This window comes from Ruegeria sp. ABF4_144 (assembly GCF_056160045.1).
Genome location: NZ_JBSWWK010000001.1, coordinates 1,102,866 through 1,123,529 on the forward strand (window position 1 = coordinate 1,102,866; position 20,664 = coordinate 1,123,529).

The following is a 20,664-nucleotide window of genomic DNA, read 5'->3' on the forward strand; positions in this document are numbered from 1 at the left end:
GAAATTTCAGACACCGTTTTCAGAAATGAGCCACCGGGTTTGAACGGGCGTCTAACCCCAATTTGCGGGGTCCAGACGAAACAATTTCGACAGCTGTTCATACACCTCGGGCACGGCAGCCTTCAGCTGTTGCGGCTGTTCGAAAAAGACCTCGACCGAAACGGCAAAGAACTCTTCGTGGCCGGTCGCTCCATAGGGATCAATGACAGTGTGCCGACCGTGTTCGACAGCGCGCACATGGGCGTCATAGGCTGTCAGGAAAACGCGCTCCCATTCGGCAAAGCTCTGCCCGTCGCTCAGGATCGGAACACCGTTGGTGCCACCCGAGAGGTCGTCGACCTGATGCGCAAACTCGTGCAGCACGACATTTTGACCGTCATGGTCATTTGCGGCACCGGCTTTGCTGTGCCGCCACGACAGGATCACGGGGCCGCGATCCCAGCTTTCGCCGGTGCGCACGATTTCTTTTTCGCTGACGACATAGCCTTCCTGCCTGCGTTGGCGCGATTTGAAGGCGTTTGGATAGATCAGGATCGTCGTCAGGTGATCATACCATTGGTCGCTGTTGACCAGCAGCAGGCTGGCCTGCGCGGCGATGGCCAGTTCCATCTCTTCGGTGACTTCCAGCCCGTCGCAGCCGTGAAACTGCACCTGATCCAAAAACAGGTTCACCTTGCCGTCCAGCTTGGCGCGAAGGTCACGGGGCAGGCGGCGGATCAGCGGCACCTGCTGTTCGATCATCTTGCGTTGGTGATCGGTTAGCGGAGTAGCCAGCAGCTCTTGCCGCGCCTGTGACCTGGACCTGTAGCGGTACAGGAAAAAGCCTGCGATCAGCAGGAGGATCGAGAAAAAGATCAACATGTCAGAACCCTATACCGACCTGTCCTGTCGGCAAGGGCAAAAGAAAAACGCCGCAGGATGACCCGCGGCGTTTGTACATTCGGATATCGGGTCAGCGTTACTGCTTGACTTCGGCCGCCGGGTTGGCGCCGGCCTTGGCACTGCGGCCCGGGTTCAGCGGGTCGTCCTGACGCTGCACAGATCCTTCGAAATGCGCACCGCTTTCGATGGCGATGGTCTTGTGGATGATGTCGCCTTCGACACGTGCGGTCGAGGTCAGACGCACTTTCAGACCACGCACGCGGCCCACGATGCGGCCGTTGATTACGACGTCGTCAGCAGTGACTTCGCCCTTGATGGTGGCGGTTTCACCGATGGTCAGCAGATGCGCGCGGATGTCGCCTTCGACAGTGCCTTCGACCTGAATGTCGCCGGTGGTCTTCAGGTTGCCTGTGATGTGCAGGTCCGAGGACAGAACCGATGCCGGAGGCTTGGGCTTGGGCGCGGTGCTGGCCTTGTTTTCCGCCGGTGCAGGGGTCGCCGGTGTGGCCGGAGCGGCAGGTTTTGCCGCCTCGGGTGCATTCGATCCGGGCTCGTTGATTTTGCTCTTAGAAAACATTTCTCGCAGCCTTGATGTAAGTCATTGGGTTTACAGGTTTTCCGTTTACGCGCACCTCATAGTGCAGATGCGTGCCGGTAGACCGTCCGGTGCTACCCATATCAGCAATATGATCCCCGCGCGAGACCCTTTGACCAACCTTGACGCGGATCTTGGTGTTATGGGCGTAAAGTGTCTCAATTCCAAAGGCGTGGCGGATCTTGACCATGCGTCCGAAACCGGATTGCCAGCCTGCATGTGTGACGACGCCATCTGCGGTTGCGAAGATATCCGTGCCCTGCGGACCGGCAAAATCAACGCCATTATGCATGCGCCGCCCGCCGGTTTTCGGGTCACGGCGGGTACCGAAACCACTTGTAAACCGCACCACGGAGTTCACCGGATTGGCGAACGGCGCTTTCTCGGCGGCAAGGCGGTACAGGTTCAGCTGATCCATCTGCTGCAGCAATACATTTGCGCGAATCTCGTCGGGGGTCAGGTCCTCGCCGCGCGTGCTGAATGAGATGGGTGTCAGGGGTCCGCCCATACCGCTGTAACCGCGGCGGACCTCTTCAATAATACGGTCGGTGGGCATACCGGCTTGGCGGAACATCTTGTCCAGTGGTTCGACCGAGATCACCATCGCCTCTTCGAGCTGGCGGAAAATCTCGTCACTGCGTTCCTGCATCAGCTGGATCTCCAGCTCAAGCTCGTCGCGCTGGTCCAGCGCGTCCCGGGCATCGGCCGCAATCTGGTCGCGCTCTTGCGCTGTGCGGGCCAGAGCCTCGGTCATAAATGTCATCTGCTCGGGCGAGGCCAGCGCGGTCACGTACATCTCACCATCATCGGCCTCGACCTGAACGCTGGCCAGTTCGGTGCGGGCTTCTTCGCGCTGTTTCATGGTCGCACGCAGGGTGGTCTGGATGACCTCGATTCCGGTCTCAAGCTCGCGCCGGCGGTTTTCCGAAGCCAGCAATTCTGACTGCATGGCCGAAATCTGCTTCAGCGCCGCGTTGAACCGGTCTTGTGCGGCCAGTGCCTCTTGTGCGCGGGCGTCGCGTTCAGCGGACAGGATGTTCAGGCGTTCCTGATAGGTGGCCTGATCCCGTTTAGCCTGCTCACGGAAATTGCCCGATCCGATGCTGTCCATCAGCAAGGTCGCGGTGGCGACCGCTGTCCAGCCAACGATTACCGCCACACCGGCGACGGCTGCGACTTGGGTTTCCGAACTCAGCCGGATGAATCGCGTGTCGTTGTCAGATTTCAGGAAGACCCGGCGCTCCGGGAAATGCCGCTCAAGCAGTGAGTGTAGTTTGATTGCCAGACGTGTTCGCACGCGTCTTTACCTCTCATCCCCAAGATCGGGACCGGTTGTGAGTGATGTCCGTCCCTTGGGCGCATTGCATAGAACGGGCGTGTGCTTTGGGCAAGTTTGTTAACCAGTTCACACAAGAAAGCCTCATATTCCCGCCAATTCTCGGCGGGAAATTGCCGATAACGTCAAGTTGCGTGCGTTTAAGGTGCAGTCCCGGGTGGTGGCAGGTCTTCGGTCAGCGGCCAGTAGAAGTTTGGCGGCAGCCCGGCCTCGGCCCGCTTTTCCTCGTTGAACGGGGGTTTGAGTACCCCGTGGAAATAGCGCCGTACCAGCTGGTGAAACACGTCCTTGGGGTCGGCATTTTCGCGCCCGCATAGGAAATGGAACCATTTCGAACCATAGGCCACGTGGCCGACTTCTTCGGCATAGATGACCTCAAGCGCGGCGATGGCCCTTTCGTCTTTGGCTTTGCGGAAAATGCCGATCATGCCGGGCGTGACGTCCAGTCCGCGCGCCTCAAGGACCATCGGAACCACGGCTAGCCGTCCCATAAGATCTTCGGCTGTGTCTTCGGCGGCGCGCCACATGCCGGCATGGGCGGGCAGGGCACCATAGTGGCTGCCCATGTTTTCCAGACAATCGCACACCATTTCGAAATGGCGCGATTCCTCCTCGGCGCATTTGACCCAGTCGTCATAAAAGCCGATCGGCATCGGCACGTGACCGAACCGCGCGATGATGTCCCAATGCAGGTCCACCGCGTTCAACTCGATATGCGCGACGGCGTGCAGTAGGGCGATGCGGCCCGCCTCGGTTCCGGGTTTGCGTTTTGGCACCTCGCGCGGGGATAGCAGCTCGGGTTGATCCGGGCGTGCCGGTTGCAGCGGGGGTCTCGCGGTGCCGATCTCAATCGCCGGGGCCTCACCCTTGCGCGATGAAAACCATGCGGCGGCGAAGCGTTTGGACAGGGCGGTTTTCTCCCGCCCATCCGCTGTGGTTAGAACCTCGGTCGCCATCTGTGTTAGCGTCTTGGACACCTGTCTTTCTCCGCATAGATGTATGCGCAGCTGATAGACTGGATGGCGGCCTTGGTCGAGGGGTCTAAAGGGCGCGTACGGCCTCGAGCACCTCGTCGACGTGACCGGGTACTTTGACCTTGCGCCAGACGCGCGCGATCTTGCCATCGGCGTCAATGATAAAGGTCGAGCGTTCGATCCCCATCGACTTGCGGCCGTACATGTTCTTTTCAACCCATACGCCGTAATCCTCGCAGACCGACGATCCCTCATCCGACAACAGCGGTGTGGTCAGATTGTGTTTGGCCACGAACTTGTCGTGCTTAGCGACGCTGTCGCGCGAGATGCCAAAAACTTGAGCGCCCGCATCGGCAAAGGCTTGAAGTTGTTCCGAGAAACCGATGGATTCCTTGGTGCAGCCCGGCGTATCATCGCGGGGATAGAAGAACAGAACCACAGTGCCGCCGCGCAGGGCAGACAAGGTGACCTCGCCGCCTCCGTCGCGGGGCAAAGTGAAATCCGGGGCGATGTCTGAAATGTCGGGCATTGGAAACTCCGCTAAAGTTTTTTAAGGGCTGCCCGAGATCATAGGGCGGCGCAAGCGGGTTGGAAGGCGTGGATAAAAAATTGGTGCAGCACGAGGACAAAAGTGCGACGCAACCGGAGAAACCCCGGCGCCGTCGCTCGAAACGTCGTATCGCTGCGCATTTTTCCATTTGGACGGTTCTGTCGCTTGGCCTGCTGGCGTTTGTGGCCTGGTTCTTTTTGTTCGGGCAAAACCTACACGCGCCGGAATGGGTGCGTAACAAGGTTGAGCAACGGCTGGAACAAAGTCTGGGTGGACTGAAAATCCGTTTTGGCGATGCCAGTTTCATCGTCAACGAAGAGTGGCGACCACGTCTGAAATTGACCGATGTGACGATCAGCGATGCCGCAGGGCAGCAGATCGCGAGGGTCTCGGACCTGCGCACCCGGCTGTCCATGCGCGGTTTGCTCCGGGGGCAGATTCGCCCGCGCCGCATCACCGTAAGGGGGGCGCAGTTCGATTTGACGCGTGGTCTGGATGGGGCGTTGTCTCTGACCGTTGGATCGGGCAGCGCCCCAGTTCACGAAGCGCCCGACCTGGCAAAATTGATCGATCAATCGGACGATGTGTTCCTGTCGCCCATCCTGTCCGGCCTGCGTTCGGTCGATTTGGAATCCTTAACGCTGGACTACAAAGACCTGCGCCTTGGTCGTGCCTGGGTCTTTGATGGCGGCCACATCACGATAACCCGTAGCGGTGACGAAATGCACCTGGCCACCGGGTTTTCGGTTCTGACCGGGCGCGACTATGCCAGCTCGATCGAGGCTAATTACACCAGTGTTCTGGGTACGCCACAGGCACGTTTTGGTGTTGCGATTACCGATCTGCCCGCAGAAGACATCGCGGGGCAAAGCCTCGCCCTGTCGTGGCTGCAGGTCCTCCAAGCGCCGATCTCGGGCGCGCTGCGCGGCAGCGTTGACGGCAATGCGGCGCTGGGTCCGCTATTTGCAACGCTGAACCTTGGCGCGGGCGCGTTGCAACCCACACAGGAAACACGTCCGATCCCGTTTGAGTCGGCTAGCACGTATTTCACTTACACTCCAAACCGTCAGGAACTGGACTTCAACGAAGTATCCGTGGTCTCGGCCTGGGGTGCGTTTCAGGGTGAGGGCAAAGCCTTTTTGAACGGCATTGAAAACGGCAGCCTAGAGAGCCTGACCTCACAACTGAGCTTCAACAGTATCAACATCAACCCGGCCAACCTGTTCCCTGAATCGCTGAAACTGGCTCGGGCCGAACTGGACATGCAGATGAAACTGGCCCCGTTCGAGCTGCGTCTGGGGCAGATCATGGTGGAAGATGCCAATTACCGTCTGCTTGGCACGGGCGAGCTGACGGGCGAACCGCGAGGCTGGGCCGCGCAGGTGGACGCGCATCTGGACCACATGAACGCGGATCAGTTGTTGAATTACTGGCCGGACCGTCTGGCGCCGAAACCGAGGAAATGGGTTGCGGACAACCTGTATGAAGGGCAGTTCTCGGATGTCGATTTTGCCATGCGGCTGCAGCCGGAAAGCAAGCCTGAAATCTATCTGGACTTTGGGTTCGAGAAGGCAAAGATAAGGTTTGCCAAGACCTTGCCGCCACTTGTTAATGCGCAAGGACAAGCCAGCCTGATTGATAGCCGGTTCACGGCTACTGCAGAATCGGGGGTTGTTATTGCGGATCAGGGTGGCGCGATTGATGCCACTGGCACCTCTTTCATTATACCGGACACGGAAATCAAAGGAGTGTCGCCGTCGATCACCCGGATCGCTGCCAAGGGCAGCGCCACGGCCGCACTCTCGCTGCTGGACCGGCCGCCGTTGGAGTTGCTGACTAAGGCGAACCTGCCGGTCGATCTGGCGGACGGTCAGGTCAGCCTGACCGGTACGCTGTCTCTGCCGATGAAAAAGGGTCTGAAATTCGAAGAAACCGAATTCCACTTCCTGGGTGAGATCGACAACGTGCAAAGCGACCGACTGGTGCCCGGATTTTCTGTCAGCGCCGCCCGGCTTGATCTTCAGGGCGATCAGACCGGGGTCGAGGTTTCGGGCAATGGGTTGTTTGGCGACGTTCCGCTGCAGGCCACTTGGCGCCAGCCCATTGGCGGCACTGAACCGCAGCGCAGCGAACTGACCGGACAAATCGAGCTGTCGCCCCGGCTGATGACTGAGTTGAAGGCCGGATTGCCTAAGGGAATGCTGACCGGGCAAGGCACTGCGGATATCACGTTGGGTATCGGAGCAGGTACACCGCCAAAATTGACAGCAACGTCCAATCTGGCGGGCGTTGCGCTTGCCATCCCCGAGCTGGGTTGGCGCAAAGGGGCTGGCACGACTGGCTCGATGACGGTTGCGGCGACGCTGGGCAGCAACCTGAGCGTCGATGAGCTCAAGCTGAACGCCGCAGGGTTGCGCACCACCGCATCGATATCATTCCGCGACGGGGATTTTGATCGTGTCCAGTTCAGCTCTTTCGATCTGGGCGATTGGCTGGCGGTTCCGGCTGAACTGGTCAATAGCGGCGGTGCGGTACCAGACATCCGTGTGTTGGGGGGCGTGATGAACCTCGGCCAAGCGACTTTCGGCAGTAGTGGTGGCGGAGGAGCGTCCGGGCCCGGACCCCGGATGGATGTGACGCTGGACCGCCTGCAAGTCACCGAAACCATTGCCCTGACCGGGTTCAAGGGCACATTTCAAACGACCGGGGGTGTCAACGGTGCCTTCAACGCCAGCGTCAACGTCGGCGCTGCGGTACGAGGGCAGGTCTCGCCTCGCGCGGGCCGTAGTGCAGTGACGTTGACATCGAGCGATGCCGGTGCGGTGCTGCGGTCGGCCGGCATGATCACGCAAGCGCGGGGCGGATCGATGAACCTGCAACTGGAACCTGTCGCAGGTCCCGGCAATTATGACGTGAACCTGAAAATCTCCGATACCCGCATCAAAGATGCCCCGGCGATGGCTGCGCTGCTGAATGCCATCAGCCTTGTTGGATTGTTAGATGAAATGGCTGGGCAGGGCATCTTTTTCGCGACCATTGAAAGCCGAATGCGGATCACGCCAACGCAGGTCAAAGTCCTCAGCGGCAGTGCGGTCGGGCCATCGATGGGCTTGTCCTTTGACGGCACCATCGACACGGTTAACGGGTTGTTGAACCTGCGCGGGGCAATCTCTCCGATCTATCTGGTCAACGCGATTGGCAGTGTCTTCACCAAAAAGGGCGAAGGCATCATTGGCTTCAATTACACCCTGACCGGACCGTTGCGGCAGCCGAAGGTCTCGGTCAATCCGCTCTCGGGGCTGGCGCCACTGTTCCTGCGCAACCTGCTGAGAGCACCACCGCCCAAAGTCACGGACGGACCAAATGCACAGCCTGTCAAACCGGATGAGCCGAAACGAACTTTCGGGGCACCTGCATCAGACCGTTGAACTGGGATAAAGGGCGCTGTATGGCGCGGCCATGAAACTCAGCGATTTTGATTTCCACCTGCCCGAAGACCTGATTGCCACGCGGCCCGCCAATCCGCGATCCTCGGCGCGTTTGCTGGTGGCCAACGGTGATGCGGTGTCGGACGCACATGTGTTCGATCTGCCCGAGTGGCTGCAACCTGGCGACCGGTTGGTGCTGAACGACACTCGCGTGATCCCGGCGAGACTGAACGGTCGCCGCCACCGCGACAGCGCACAGGGGCCAGTGTCTGCTGCGATCGAGGCCACCTTGCTTGATCCGCAAGCGGATGGCACATGGGCAGCGCTGATCAAACCGCTGAAAAAGGTAAAACTGGGCGAAGAGATTCAGTTCTCAGACGACCTCAGTGCCACGTTGGATCGGGTCGCGGACGGGCAGGCCTACCTGCGGTTCAACCTGACAGGAGACGATTTCGACACCGCGCTGGAGCAGGCGGGCGCAATGCCGCTTCCGCCCTATATCGCCGCCAAACGTCCAGCGGATGAGCAGGACAAGACTGATTACCAGACGATCTGGGCGCGCAACTCGGGCGCGGTGGCGGCCCCCACTGCCTCGTTGCATTTCGATCCGGCACTGATGCAAGCCTTGCAGGCGCGCGGTGTTAAATTCAGCCATGTGACCCTGCATGTGGGTGCGGGCACATTCCTGCCGGTCAAGGTCGAGGACGTCACCACTCATAAAATGCACGCCGAATGGGGCAGGGTCAGCGCAGACGCAGTCGAGGAAATCCGCGCCACCAAAGCCGCTGGCGGGCGGGTTATTCCGGTAGGCACCACAGCACTGCGGCTGATCGAAAGCGCAGCGCGTTCGGGTCAGATCGAACCGTGGGAGGGTGATACCGACATTTTCATCTATCCCGGTTTTGAATTCCACGTGACCGACGCGCTGATGACCAATTTCCACCTGCCAAAATCTACATTGTTGATGTTGGTTTCTGCCCTGATGGGCCAGGATCGGATGCGTGACGTCTATGCCCATGCGATTGAACAGAAATATCGTTTCTTCTCATATGGGGATGCGTCGCTTTTGATCCCGTAAAGGCCGCGATGTCGGGATCACGCCCCCGCAATGTCGTAGACAAGCTGGTTCTGAGCCGTTTTTCATATCAAAACGAATCCTAAAGGCCGGTCGGCTAACAGTACGGAGACCCCAATGCTTCAGGTCCTTTCCAGCGCGTGGGCGCTTCTTTTAGGTATGGGGCTTCTGATGGTCGGTAACGGCCTGCAGGGCACGATCCTGGGTGTCCGGGGTGAGATCGAGGGTTTTTCGACGCTCGAGATGTCCTTTGTGATGTCAGCCTATTTCATGGGCTTTCTGGGCGGATCACGCCTTGCGCCCGAGATGATCCGGCGGGTCGGGCATGTGCGGGTGTTCGCGGCTTTGGCCTCGTTCATCTCGGCGGTCATGATCCTGTACCCGCTGATGACCAATCCGATTGTCTGGGTTCTGGGCCGTTTCGTCATCGGGTTCTGCTTTTCCGGCGTGTATGTCACCGCCGAAAGCTGGCTGAATAATGCAGCCAGCAACGAAAACCGCGGTCAGGCGCTGTCTCTGTATATGATTTTTCAGATGACGGGCATCATCAGTGCGCAGGGGTTGGTGGTGTTGAGTGACCCGGCTGGGTTTGACACTTTTGTAATTGCGTCCATTTTGGTCTCGGTCTCATTCGCCCCGATCCTTCTGTCGATTTCGCCCACACCAGCGTTCGATACGACCAAGCCAATGACCCTGCGAGAGTTGTTTAACAGCTCTCCGCTGGGCTGCGTCGGCATGTTCCTTCTGGGTGGAGTGTTTTCGGCCCAGTTCGGTATGGCTTCGGTTTACGGTGCCCGATCAGGGCTGACACTGGTCGAGATTTCGACCTTTATTGCTGCCTTTTATATTGGTGCCTTGGTGTTGCAGTATCCGTTAGGTTGGATGTCGGATCGCATGGATCGACGGTTCCTGATCATGCTGGTTGCCGGGGTCGGCGCGTGCGCTGCCGTTGTGGGTATGCTGTTCGGGTTTACCTTCCCAATCCTACTTGGGGCGGCCTTTGTAATCGGCGGAATGTCGAACCCGCTTTATTCGCTGCTGATCGCTCATGCGAACGACTTTCTCAATCACGAAGATATGGCTGCCGCTTCGGGTGGTTTGTTGTTCATCAACGGTCTCGGAGCTATTGCCGGGCCGTTGATCACCGGTTGGCTGATGGGGGATGCTGTCTTTGGTCCTCCGGGCTTTTTCCTGTTCATCGCCGCTTTGCTGGCCATCATGGCGGCCTATGCGCTCTACCGTACGACACAGCGTGCTGCGATCCCTGTTGATGAGACCGGAACAATGTCGCCGTTCTATCCGACGGCCTCTCCGGTCGCGCTAGAGGTAGCCCAAGAAGTTGCTATCGAGGCCGCTGAAGCAGAACAGGAAACGCAAGATGTTGCCTAGGACACAAGATTATGTCGCAAGTGTTGCAATTTTTTACTGTTACAAATCTGTAAAACGTTTTTAAATGACCTTACGTCCCTGGGGAGGGCAACACGACGGAGTTAGGGCAATGGTAGGGCCTGAAGACGTATTGAGTTTTTGGTTGGATGAAGTCAGTCCCGAGGGGTGGTATCTTCAAGATGACGCCTTGGACGCTAAAATTCGCGAACGGTTTTTGACCACCTGGGAAGCCGCGAATGAAGGCAAGTTTTCTCTTTGGCTGACTTATCCAAGCGGGGCGCTAGCGTACATCATCCTGATGGACCAGTTCCCGCGAAACATGTTCCGTGGCAGCGCAAAGGCGTTCTCCTCGGATCGGGCGGCTTTGTCAGCCGCCAAATGTGCGGTCGACAAAGGGTGGGACCTCAAGATCGACGAACCTGCGAGGCAGTTCTTCTACCTGCCGATGATGCATTCCGAGAATCTGTGTGATCAGGAACGTTGTGTCCGTCTGATGTGTCAGAACATGACGGACAGTGGTTCCAGCAATCTGTTGCACGCACGTGCCCATCGCGAGGTGATCCGCAAATTCGGTCGTTTCCCTTATCGCAACGAAGCGCTGGAACGCCCGATGACCGCGCCCGAGGCAGCCTATGTCGACATGGGCGGCTACGGGGCCACGGTGCGGGAACTGCAGGCCGCCGGTTAAGACGACGGCACACATCCCCGAACAGCAATAATTCGGTCGGCGATCACGTCGGCCGATTTTTCTATGGCGGTGTTGATCAACATATCCGGGGATTCCGTGATTTCCGCGATGCGGGCTTGCGAGTCCTGCATGCGTGCCTCCAGATTGTCCAGCGTCACCAAAGCCGTGGAAAGCCGGACTTTTTCGGCAATATCTGTTACAGCACCGTCTGTTTGAAGATTGGTGAGATCGGTGCGCAGCGCGGCAAGCTCGCCACGAACGCCGCGAATTTCGTCCTTAAGCGGTGCAACAACGCCAAGCTTTTCTTCAAAGGCCGTGGTGACGCTTTCGACTGACGACGCCAGCTTCCAGCCCAGAAACAAACAGAGTGCCACCAGGATAAGGGTGGCGTTGAGCAGAGCAAGCAAGAGATCCTTTAGCGTTTTGGCCATGGTAAGCCTTTCGAATGACTTGTGTTAAGGAATGTGCGGGCAGGCCCGGCCCCTATGTTCTAGCCATTGAGACGTGCCCGGTATAGGCTGAAAACTGCAGAAACCTATACCGTTGACCCTGCGTCGCTTTTGTCGCGGGGGTGGTGTGTTGATGCGTTGCGAAATTTAGTTTAATGGTAAACTAAATTTCATTCGACCTGTGCCGAGAGGAAACCATGGCTGCACAATCTTTTGATCTGATCGTAATCGGCGCCGGTCCAGGCGGCTATGTGGCGGCTATCCGTGCGGCACAGCTGGGCCTGAAAACTGCCGTGGTTGAACGTGAGCATTTGGGCGGTATCTGCCTGAACTGGGGCTGTATTCCAACCAAGGCTTTGCTGCGGTCGTCCGAAGTGTTCCACCTGATGGAACGCGCCAAGGATTTTGGTCTGAAGGCGGAAAAGGTCGATTACGATCTGGACGCAGTCGTCAAACGATCGCGTGGTGTGGCGGCGCAGCTGTCGGGTGGCATCGGCCATCTACTGAAGAAAAATAAAGTTGCAGTACTGATGGGTGAGGCCACGATCCCTGCCAAAGGCAAGGTCTCGGTCAAAACCGACAAAGGCACTGAAGAGCTGACTGCAAAGAACATCGTTCTGGCCACTGGTGCACGGGCGCGTGAACTGCCGGGTCTTGAGGCTGATGGTGATCTGGTCTGGACCTATAAGCACGCACTGCAGCCGCCACGGATGCCCAAGAAACTACTGGTCATCGGCTCGGGCGCGATCGGTATCGAATTTGCCAGCTTCTACAACACGCTGGGCGCGGATACGACTGTGGTCGAGGTCATGGACCGCGTGCTGCCGGTCGAGGATGCCGAGATCAGCGGTTTGGCCAAGAAGGCGTTTACCAAACAGGGTATGACCATCATGGAAAAGGCGATGGTCAAGCAGCTGGACCGCGCCAAGGGCAAGGTCACCGCGCATATCGAGGTTAAAGGCAAGGTCGAAAAACACGACTTCGATACCGTCATCTCGGCTGTCGGGATCGTGGGCAACGTGGAAAACCTTGGCCTTGAAGCTCTGGGCGTGAAAATCGACCGTACCCACGTTGTCACCGATGAGTTCTGCCGTACTGGTGTTGATGGCCTCTATGCTATCGGCGACATCGCCGGCGCGCCGTGGCTGGCACACAAAGCAAGCCACGAAGGTGTAATGGTGGCCGAACTGATCGCTGGCAAACATGCACATCCGGTAAAACCCGAAAGCATCGCGGGCTGCACCTATTGCCAGCCGCAGGTGGCCTCGGTCGGGTACTCAGAAGCGAAAGCCAAAGAGCTGGGTTATGACATCAAAGTTGGTCGCTTCCCCTTCATCGGCAATGGTAAGGCCATCGCTTTGGGTGAGCCTGAAGGTCTGATCAAGACTGTTTTCGATGCCAAAACGGGCGAATTGCTGGGCGCGCACATGATTGGCGCCGAAGTAACCGAATTGATTCAGGGATACGTGGTTGGCCGTCAACTGGAGACCACCGAAGAAGACCTGATGAACACCGTCTTCCCGCACCCAACACTGTCGGAAATGATGCACGAAAGCGTTCTGGACGCTTACGGCAAGGTCATCCACATGTGATGAAGTGGGTCAGGGGGCTCTGTCCCCGCCGCCCTTTGGGCGACCCTCAGGGATATTAATAGCCAGATGAAGCAGGGGATCCGTACTTCATCTGGCCGAAAATTTCCTGGAGCGCGAGGCAGAGCCTCGCATCTTACTTCTTCGTCAGTGCATCCAGAATGCGCGCCCAGGACCGGATGCCTTTGTGAAAGCTCTTCACGTCGTATTTCTCGTTCGGTGAGTGGATGGCGTCGTCGTCATTGGCAAAGCCGACCAGCATCGAGTCCAACCCGAGTTCGGTGTTGAAATAGCCCACAACCGGGATCGATCCGCCCATGCCGGTGAATACGGCCTCACGCCCCCATTCATCAGACAGCGCGCCGCGGGCGGCTTCGAATTCCGGGCGGTCGAGGTTCATGACCGAGGCAGGGGACCCTTCCAGATCATTGTCCCATTCAACCTTGGCGTCCGGCGACAAACGCTCTTCCACATGTTTACGGACTTTGTCGCGCAGGGCGTCCGGGTCCATATCGCCGACCAGGCGGCAGGTGATCTTGCAATGTGCCTGCGATGGGATCACCGTCTTCGATCCCGCGCCGTTATAGCCGCCCCACAACCCGTTGACCTCAAGCGTCGGGCGAGCCCATTGCTGCTCGAGCGTCGAATAGCCTTTTTCGCCATGCGGCTGAGAGTAGCCGACCGAGCTCAGGTATTCCGTCTCGTCGAACCCGCAGCCTTCCCATTGGCGCAGCTGATCGGTGGGCACTTCGTGGACACCTTCGTAGAAACCTTCGACGGCGACGCGCCCCGTTTCGTCGTCATAGAACGAAGCAACAATTTTCGACAACTCGCGCAGCGGGTTCAGTCCGGGGCCGCCATAGTGGCCCGAATGCAGGTCGATCCGCGGACCGATAATGGTGAATTCATCCTTGAGCATCCCGCGCAGTTGCGAGGCGATCGATGGCACACCGCGCGACACCATCGAAGTATCGCAGACCAGAGCCAGATCAGCTTTCAATTCGGCGGCGTTTTCGCGCAGGAACGGCACGAGCGACGGAGAGCCCGATTCCTCTTCGCCCTCGAAGAAAAAGGTGATGCGACAGGGCAGGGTACCATGCACCGCTTTCCACGCGCGGCAGGCTTCGACGAAGGTCATCAACTGACCCTTGTCATCCGATGAGCCACGACCGCGAATGACTGGGCCGTTGTCAGTGTCTTCGATGGCCGGGTCGAACGGGTCGCGGTTCCACAGCTCAAGCGGGTCGACCGGCTGCACGTCGTAGTGCCCGTAGAAAAGGACATGGGGCGCGTCACTGTCTTCTCCGACATGGCCGACGACCATTGGGTGGCCGGTTGTTGCGCGCTTTTCGGCATCGATGCCAATGCTTTGCAGGTCGGCAACCAACCAGTCGGCGGCCTGATCCACCTGTGTGTTATAGGCCGGGTCAGTAGAAATCGACGGAATGCGCAGCAGTTCCATCAGGCGGTCGATCGAGGTTTGCAGATCAGAGTCGATGCGGTTCAGAACAGCGTCCAGCGACATGGGTGTCTCCTGCTTTTGAGATTTGCCGGAACCCTAACAGCGCAAACAGCGCCGTCCAGTGCGCTTTGCCGGGAATGTGGTATAATCTCGGAGTCGCTGGCATTTGCCTGCGTCGTTTCCTCGCGTCCGATAGCCGTAACTTTACTTGTCGGAACGGGTGCGACGAGATATTTGATGCAAATCAAATATGTGATCCCAATGTCGTTTATACGTGATGGGCACAAGGGAACGCATCGGCGCACATCTGGATTCGTTCAGCTAACGCGTCAGAAAGAACGTCCGGTCAGTGATTGCACTGGTCGGGCACGTAAGGAGACACCGGTGGACTATACTGCTCAGCTCGATTTAGCGATTGCCAGGCTGCATGATGAAGGACGCTACCGGACTTTCATCGATATCGAACGCCGGAACGGCCATTTCCCACATGCGGTGCGGACACGCCCGGACGGGTCGCAACAGAATATCACCGTGTGGTGCGGCAATGACTATTTGGGCATGGGGCAAAATCCAGTTGTTCTGGATGCCATGCATGAGGCGGTTGACGCTGCCGGCGCAGGCTCGGGCGGTACACGCAACATCTCGGGCACCACTGTTTATCACAAGCGGCTGGAAGCCGAACTGGCAGATTTGCACGGCAAAGAGGCAGCGCTGCTGTTCACCAGTGCCTATATCGCAAATGATGCAACGCTGAGCACGTTGCCGAAACTGTTCCCCGGTCTGATCATTTACTCCGACGCGTTGAACCATGCCTCGATGATTGAAGGCGTGCGCCGCAATGGTGGAGCTAAGCGCATTTTCCGTCACAACGACGTTGAGCGTCTGCGCGAGCTGCTGGAAGCAGACGATCCCAAGGCGCCCAAACTGATCGCGTTCGAGTCGGTTTACTCGATGGATGGCGATTTTGGTCCGATCGAAGCGATCTGCGATCTGGCTGACGAATTTGGCGCTTTAACTTATATCGACGAGGTCCACGCGGTTGGTATGTACGGCCCGCGCGGCGGTGGCGTGACCGAGCGTGATGGTCTGGCGCATCGCATCGACATCATAAACGGCACGCTCGCCAAGGCCTACGGCGTGATGGGCGGCTATATCGCGGCCAGTGAGAAAATGTGTGACGCTGTGCGCTCTTATGCGCCGGGCTTCATCTTTACCACTTCGCTGCCGCCTGCGGTTGCGGCAGGGGCTGCGGCCTCGGTTGCTCACCTTAAGATTTCGCCTGAACTGCGCGAGCAGCACCAGACGCAGGCCAAAATCCTCAAGCTGCGGCTCAAAGGGCTGGGCCTGCCGCTGATCGATCATGGCAGCCACATCGTACCAGTGATCGTTGGCAACCCAGTTCATACCAAAATCCTCAGCGACCGGCTGCTGGATGACTTTGGAATTTACGTGCAGCCGATCAACTTCCCGACCGTGCCCCGCGGAACCGAGCGCCTGCGCTTTACCCCGTCGCCCGTGCATGGACCCGACGAAATGAACCGTCTGGTGCAAGCGATGGACGAACTTTGGTCACATTGTGCGCTAAATCGCGCCGAACTTGCAGGTTAACCTCACGCTAAAGTGTGCATCGTGTTTGCCGCGTGTTAAGCTTACGCTAACAAAATCAACGGACGAATCGTTAATGGGACGATTCGCCGTTAGCGCGAAACACGCGCAGGCAGAATGGGGCAGCAGGGATGATTGGGCGCAGATCTCAGCGCGATTCCGAAGGTGATACCGACGTCAGGCCGAAGGGCTATGACGATTATGAGGTACGGCTTGGCGACATGATGCGCGGTGAACGCGCGACCATGGGCAAGTCTCTTTTGGATGTGCAGCGAGAATTGCGGATCAAAGCCAACTACATCGCTGCCATCGAAGACTCCAACCCAGAGGCATTTGACACACCCGGCTTTATCGCCGGGTATGTACGTTCTTATGCCCGTTATCTGGGGATGAACCCGGATGAAACCTTTGCCGCCTTCTGCAAGGAAAGCGGGTTCGAGGTTGCGCATGGCATGTCGGCTGAGGCGTCGGTTGTCCGCAAGCCTTCAGGCGGTCTGCCCGCGCGTGGGCCGATGGGTCGCGATCCCTTCATCTCGCCCAACACACCGTTTGTTCCGGGCAAGGAATCCCTTGTCAGTCAGATTGAACCGCGGGCTATTGGATCGTCTCTGGTCCTGATCGCCGTCATCTGCGGTATTGGGTACGGCGGCTGGTCCGTGCTGAACAAGATTCAGCAAGTGCAGGTCAGCCCGGTTGAACAGGCGCCGGTGGTTTTGTCCGATCTTGATCCGCTGGATGCAGCTGGCACTGCAGCTACCGAAGTTGCCGTGGCTGATACCCCCAGCGCCGAGGCGCTGGATCGTCTGTATCGTCCGCAGGCTCTGGACGTTCCGGTTCTGGTCGCTCGCGACGCACCAATCTCTACGCTTGATCCGCGCACGGTTGGCACTTTCCAGCCGCAGGAACTGCCAAAGGTCGAAGTGGCCGAGGTTCACACAGTTGAACGCCCGGCCTTGCCACAGGTGGTTGAGAAAATTGACACAACGCTCAAGATCGTTGCGGTCAACCCGGCTTGGATGCGAGTTACCGCCGCCGATGGCAGTGTGATTTTCGAGGGCACTCTGGGCACTGTTGAACAAGGCAGTGTGTTCGAAGTACCTCTGACCGAAGAGCCGCCGCTGCTGCGCGCAGGTGCGTCGGGGTCTGTCTTTTTCTCGATGAATGGTGAACACTTCGGTCCGGCCGGTGCACCGGGAACCGTGGCCAAGGGCGTGGTTCTGTCCAAAGACTCTGTGGCCGAAACTTACGCGGTGGCTGATCTTCCGGCGGAACAGAACAGTGCGATCACGCAGTTGGTGGCCGAGTTTCAGGCACAGGACACCGAAGACACCGCCGAGTGATCTAGCCATTGCGATGCCCCTGTAGGCGGACTATTTAAAGCGCAACTTAGGCTGTCTTGGACCCGTCCCCATGTCGCTCAATCACGTTCGCCCGTGGCGCAATATCTATCGCCGCAAATCCCGTCAGATTATGGTCGGAGACGTTGCTGTAGGTGGCGATGCGCCGATTGCGGTCCAGACGATGACCAACACGTTGACGACCGACGTGGCAGCGACCGTAGTGCAGGTGCAGGCAGCGGCTGAGGCGGGCGCGGATATCGTGCGGGTGTCGGTGCCTGATGAAGCATCGTCGAAAGCCCTGAAAGAGATCGTGCGCGAAAGCCCGGTTCCTATCGTGGCCGATATCCATTTCCACTACAAACGCGGGATCGAGGCCGCCGAGGCTGGGGCCGCCTGTCTGCGGATCAACCCGGGCAATATCGGTGACGAAAAGCGTGTAAAAGAAGTGATTAAAGCTGCGCGCGACCACAATTGCTCGATCCGAATTGGCGTGAACGCGGGCTCTCTGGAAAAGCACCTGCTTGAAAAGTATGGCGAGCCATGCCCCGAGGCGATGGTCGAAAGCGGGTTGGAGCATATCCGCATTCTGGAAGACAACGACTTTCACAACTTCAAGATCAGCGTGAAGGCCAGTGATGTATTCCTGTCGGCTGCCGCCTATCAGGGCATTGCCGAGGCCACGGACGCGCCCATCCATCTGGGAATTACCGAGGCTGGCGGGCTGGTCTCTGGCACCATCAAATCGGCGATCGGGCTGGGCAACCTGCTGTGGATGGGGATTGGTGACACGATCCGTGTCAGCCTGTCTGCCGATCCGGTCGAAGAGGTCAAGGTCGGTTATGAAATCCTGAAGTCTCTGGGCCTGCGCCATCGCGGGGTCAACATCATCTCGTGCCCCTCCTGCGCGCGGCAGGGCTTCGACGTGATCAAGACGGTCGAAGCGCTGGAGCAACGGCTGGAACATATCAAGACCCCGATGAGTCTGTCGATCATTGGCTGCGTCGTGAACGGTCCGGGTGAGGCATTGATGACCGATGTCGGCTTTACCGGCGGTGGGGCCGGGGCGGGTATGGTTTATCTGGCGGGCAAGGCCAGCCACAAGATGTCCAACGACCAGATGATCGATCACATTGTCGAAGAGGTCGAGAAAAAAGCGGCAGAGCTGGACGCGGTGCAGGAAGCTGCTGAATAAGAGTTCTACCGTTGCAGCGTGGCTGAGATTTCGCGAACAAACTGACCGCGAAATCTCAGATGGTTCAGCGCCTGCCCAAAGGGCAGGGCTGGCGGTGTTTACTTGGCGGACGAATGCTTGGCGTGCAGGTCAAACCAGCCGATGACAACCGCAAACAGGTTGTTCGGCGCGTGTTGCGCGGCGAGGTTCAGGCCTTTCTGGACCTTCATTGCATCGTCATAGGATAGCCATTCGCCTTCAAGGTCCTCTCCGAACAGTCCGGACGCCCCATCAGGGAACTCGTGGTCCGAAACCTTGCCATGCGGCGAGTAGGGCGGAATGGTCTGATAATGCGTGTATTTCTGGTTAGAGAACTTGAACTTGTCATACCCGTTCTCGTGCAGTGTCTGCAGCATGTCCGAGCTGCCATTCTCGACAGAAATATAGGGTGGCCGATCCGGCAGCGACATGATTTGCGCCAGGGCAACGCTGTCCAAGCCTTCGATGTCAATCTTCACATAGCGGATCTGTCTCGAAACATCCTCTAGCAGGTTCGAGACATCAACCGCCGGCACGACGATCTTTTCAGCTCCTTCCGCACGGCTTCCGATCTCTTCGTCGACCGAACTCCATTCGGTGTCAAAATTGTTCACATAGAACGTGACCTCATCCGCGTCCGAGTCGGTGATGGCAAAGTTTTTGATGTCGACGCCATCGATACCCAGCTCGTCAAACTTCTTGGACACCGCAGAGCAAAGATCAGGAATGGCCTCAACAGCGATGACCTGAAAACCCCGTTTGCGGTAGTAGAACGAGTCTGTGCCATCATTCATGCCGATGTCGACGATGATGCCCTGATCCGCTGCAGGAAACGGAGCTTCAGCAACCGTTTCAACTTCGGCTACGTTGCCAAGAGGCGCAGTGTTGCGCGGTGACTTGTTCTTTCCGCGAATAGTACGGCCTGCCTCACGCACTTTGGCGGCTGCACGGGACAAACCTGATTTTCTGTTATTGCTCATGCGTGCCTCTGGCTTTGGATCAATTACTTTGGTGCGTTCAATGCCCGAGACCAAAGTAGCGTTCAACTCAAAAATTGTGAACTTGAAACTTAGTTGGCAGGTCCTTCAGAAAACGCGCCAATTCCCGCTGAAATTGGGGTTTTCCGAGCGCTCGGTTGTCTTGAATTCATCCATTTTCCCGAGGATTGGCCCGAGATCCGTCAAACTCGCGCCTCAATCGCTGATCAAAACACGCTCACGTTGATTGGAGTGTTTTATGATTTCTTTGAAACGCCGCCTTTATCGGGAAAGACGCAGACTGATCGCCATTGCTTTGATGTCGTTCATAGCAGGGCTTGTTCTGGGAATGAACGACGACCGCGTTCTGTTCGGCATACCGTTTCAAGTGGTATACGGTTTGGCCTTCGTAGCGATCCTTACGCCAGTCTTGATGATAATCGCGTTGGTGTTTCCGAGTATCAGAAACACCACGGAATCCGTTGCCTTTTCGCTTCCGTTTGTGTGTTGGATGAAACAATACGGCACCAGTTCTGATGGCGCGGCACTGCAGAATGTAATCGCGGTCCTGTCGATCCTGTTCCTGTATCTGGTGTTCGCCGTCTACGCCGGTGGGTGGCTGGATCGGTACCTACCTGCAAGAAGACGGACGTTTTTCAGCAAAGTGAAAACCGGGCTCAGCCCCGAAGAACTGTGGCCCTTTTTGGTGGTGACGCCGGACACGGTCGACACTTACGGCGGGCAAAAAACGGTGTCGATGACCTGGGTCGATCCTGGCGTCAGCTTTGTGGAAACTGAACAGTTCGACGATCATTCGCGAATAGAAGAAATGACAACGATCGAGACTTGCGAACCTGACACGCATTTCCGCGGCCGTTTCGAGTCGCTCAGTTCCAAAGCCGACGCAAATGGCAAAAGCGGAGTGCTTGAGAGAAAGTTCAACAAAGCTTCAAAGGGAACGCAATTGGTGTCCAGCCGCAGTTATGACCGGTCGTCGCCAATCATGGCTTTCAGACTGTGGTTGGATGACAGTTTTGGACGATTTGACGACGAATATGTTCTCAGGGCAGAACAATTGTCCGGACTGTAGAAAGGCAAGGGGCGGAAAACCCGCC

Annotated in this window: 17 protein-coding genes; 9 read left to right on the forward strand and 8 right to left on the reverse strand. The window is 57.8% G+C overall.

Annotated features, from left to right (window positions below):
• Nucleotides 1–51 precede the first annotated feature (51 nt).
• The 5 genes from ACXAGD_RS05740 to ACXAGD_RS05760 all read right to left on the reverse strand — a co-directional run bounded on the left by ACXAGD_RS05740 (nt 52) and on the right by ACXAGD_RS05760 (nt 4,316).
• Nucleotides 52–861, reverse strand: coding sequence for a M90 family metallopeptidase (locus tag ACXAGD_RS05740; protein ID WP_475209008.1), 810 nt, complete (start codon nt 859–861; stop codon nt 52–54).
• A gap of 97 nt (nt 862–958) precedes the next feature.
• On the reverse strand, nt 959–1,459 hold the full coding sequence (locus ACXAGD_RS05745; RefSeq protein ID WP_475209009.1) for a bactofilin family protein: 501 nt from the start codon (nt 1,457–1,459) through the stop codon (nt 959–961).
• On the reverse strand, nt 1,449–2,774 hold the full coding sequence (locus ACXAGD_RS05750) for a DUF5930 domain-containing protein (protein WP_475209010.1): 1,326 nt from the start codon (nt 2,772–2,774) through the stop codon (nt 1,449–1,451). Before ACXAGD_RS05750 ends, ACXAGD_RS05745 begins: the two co-directional genes overlap by 11 nt.
• A 179-nt stretch (nt 2,775–2,953) precedes the next feature.
• The gene (locus tag ACXAGD_RS05755; protein ID WP_475212506.1) at nt 2,954–3,769 is read right to left on the reverse strand and encodes a ferritin-like domain-containing protein; all 816 of its coding nucleotides are present in this window, start codon (nt 3,767–3,769) and stop codon (nt 2,954–2,956) included.
• Nucleotides 3,770–3,854: 85 nt separating this feature from the next.
• Nucleotides 3,855–4,316 carry a peroxiredoxin gene (locus ACXAGD_RS05760; protein WP_475209011.1) on the reverse strand — a complete coding sequence of 154 codons (462 nt, stop codon included), beginning with the start codon at nt 4,314–4,316 and terminating at the stop codon, nt 3,855–3,857.
• A 68-nt stretch (nt 4,317–4,384) separates the two neighbouring features.
• Between ACXAGD_RS05760 and ACXAGD_RS05765 the strand changes: the two genes are divergently transcribed.
• The 4 genes from ACXAGD_RS05765 to ACXAGD_RS05780 all read left to right on the forward strand — a co-directional run bounded on the left by ACXAGD_RS05765 (nt 4,385) and on the right by ACXAGD_RS05780 (nt 10,917).
• Complete coding sequence (locus ACXAGD_RS05765; protein ID WP_475209012.1) at nt 4,385–7,765, forward strand: YhdP family protein; 3,381 nt, start codon at nt 4,385–4,387, stop codon at nt 7,763–7,765.
• Between the two features lie 31 nt (nt 7,766–7,796).
• Nucleotides 7,797–8,843, forward strand: coding sequence for a tRNA preQ1(34) S-adenosylmethionine ribosyltransferase-isomerase QueA (queA, locus tag ACXAGD_RS05770; RefSeq protein ID WP_475209013.1), 1,047 nt, complete (start codon nt 7,797–7,799; stop codon nt 8,841–8,843).
• Nucleotides 8,844–8,957: 114 nt separating this feature from the next.
• Nucleotides 8,958–10,229, forward strand: coding sequence for an MFS transporter (locus ACXAGD_RS05775; protein WP_475209014.1), 1,272 nt, complete (start codon nt 8,958–8,960; stop codon nt 10,227–10,229).
• A 109-nt stretch (nt 10,230–10,338) separates the two neighbouring features.
• Nucleotides 10,339–10,917 (forward strand): DUF924 family protein, encoded by a 579-nt coding sequence (locus ACXAGD_RS05780; RefSeq protein WP_475209015.1) that lies wholly within the window; start codon nt 10,339–10,341, stop codon nt 10,915–10,917.
• On the opposite strand, the gene ACXAGD_RS05785 is transcribed toward ACXAGD_RS05780, so the two are convergent.
• A complete protein-coding gene (locus tag ACXAGD_RS05785; RefSeq protein ID WP_475209016.1) occupies nt 10,914–11,348 on the reverse strand; it encodes a hypothetical protein in 435 nt (144 codons plus the stop codon). The genes ACXAGD_RS05780 and ACXAGD_RS05785 overlap by 4 nt on opposite strands.
• Nucleotides 11,349–11,563: 215 nt before the next feature.
• Here ACXAGD_RS05785 and lpdA point away from each other — a divergent pair, with 215 nt between their 5' ends.
• Nucleotides 11,564–12,958, forward strand: coding sequence for a dihydrolipoyl dehydrogenase (lpdA, locus tag ACXAGD_RS05790; RefSeq protein ID WP_475209018.1), 1,395 nt, complete (start codon nt 11,564–11,566; stop codon nt 12,956–12,958).
• Nucleotides 12,959–13,091: 133 nt separating this feature from the next.
• Here lpdA and ACXAGD_RS05795 read toward each other — a convergent pair whose 3' ends face one another.
• The gene (locus ACXAGD_RS05795; protein WP_475209019.1) at nt 13,092–14,480 is read right to left on the reverse strand and encodes a M20/M25/M40 family metallo-hydrolase; all 1,389 of its coding nucleotides are present in this window, start codon (nt 14,478–14,480) and stop codon (nt 13,092–13,094) included.
• Nucleotides 14,481–14,801: 321 nt separating this feature from the next.
• Here ACXAGD_RS05795 and hemA point away from each other — a divergent pair, with 321 nt between their 5' ends.
• The 3 genes from hemA (at nt 14,802) to ispG (ending at nt 18,554) form a co-directional block, all read left to right on the forward strand.
• On the forward strand, nt 14,802–16,025 hold the full coding sequence (hemA, locus tag ACXAGD_RS05800) for a 5-aminolevulinate synthase (protein WP_475209020.1): 1,224 nt from the start codon (nt 14,802–14,804) through the stop codon (nt 16,023–16,025).
• Between the two features lie 128 nt (nt 16,026–16,153).
• Nucleotides 16,154–17,362, forward strand: coding sequence for a helix-turn-helix domain-containing protein (locus ACXAGD_RS05805; protein WP_475209021.1), 1,209 nt, complete (start codon nt 16,154–16,156; stop codon nt 17,360–17,362).
• A gap of 70 nt (nt 17,363–17,432) precedes the next feature.
• Nucleotides 17,433–18,554: a flavodoxin-dependent (E)-4-hydroxy-3-methylbut-2-enyl-diphosphate synthase gene (ispG, locus tag ACXAGD_RS05810; protein WP_475209022.1), complete on the forward strand. Its 1,122-nt coding sequence runs from the start codon at nt 17,433–17,435 to the stop codon at nt 18,552–18,554.
• A 98-nt stretch (nt 18,555–18,652) separates the two neighbouring features.
• On the opposite strand, the gene ACXAGD_RS05815 is transcribed toward ispG, so the two are convergent.
• Nucleotides 18,653–19,552, reverse strand: a complete 900-nt coding sequence (locus ACXAGD_RS05815) for an FkbM family methyltransferase (RefSeq protein ID WP_475209023.1) — start codon at nt 19,550–19,552, stop codon at nt 18,653–18,655.
• A 316-nt stretch (nt 19,553–19,868) separates the two neighbouring features.
• Here ACXAGD_RS05815 and ACXAGD_RS05820 point away from each other — a divergent pair, with 316 nt between their 5' ends.
• A complete protein-coding gene (locus tag ACXAGD_RS05820; RefSeq protein ID WP_475209024.1) occupies nt 19,869–20,639 on the forward strand; it encodes a hypothetical protein in 771 nt (256 codons plus the stop codon).
• Nucleotides 20,640–20,664: the final 25 nt, after the last annotated feature.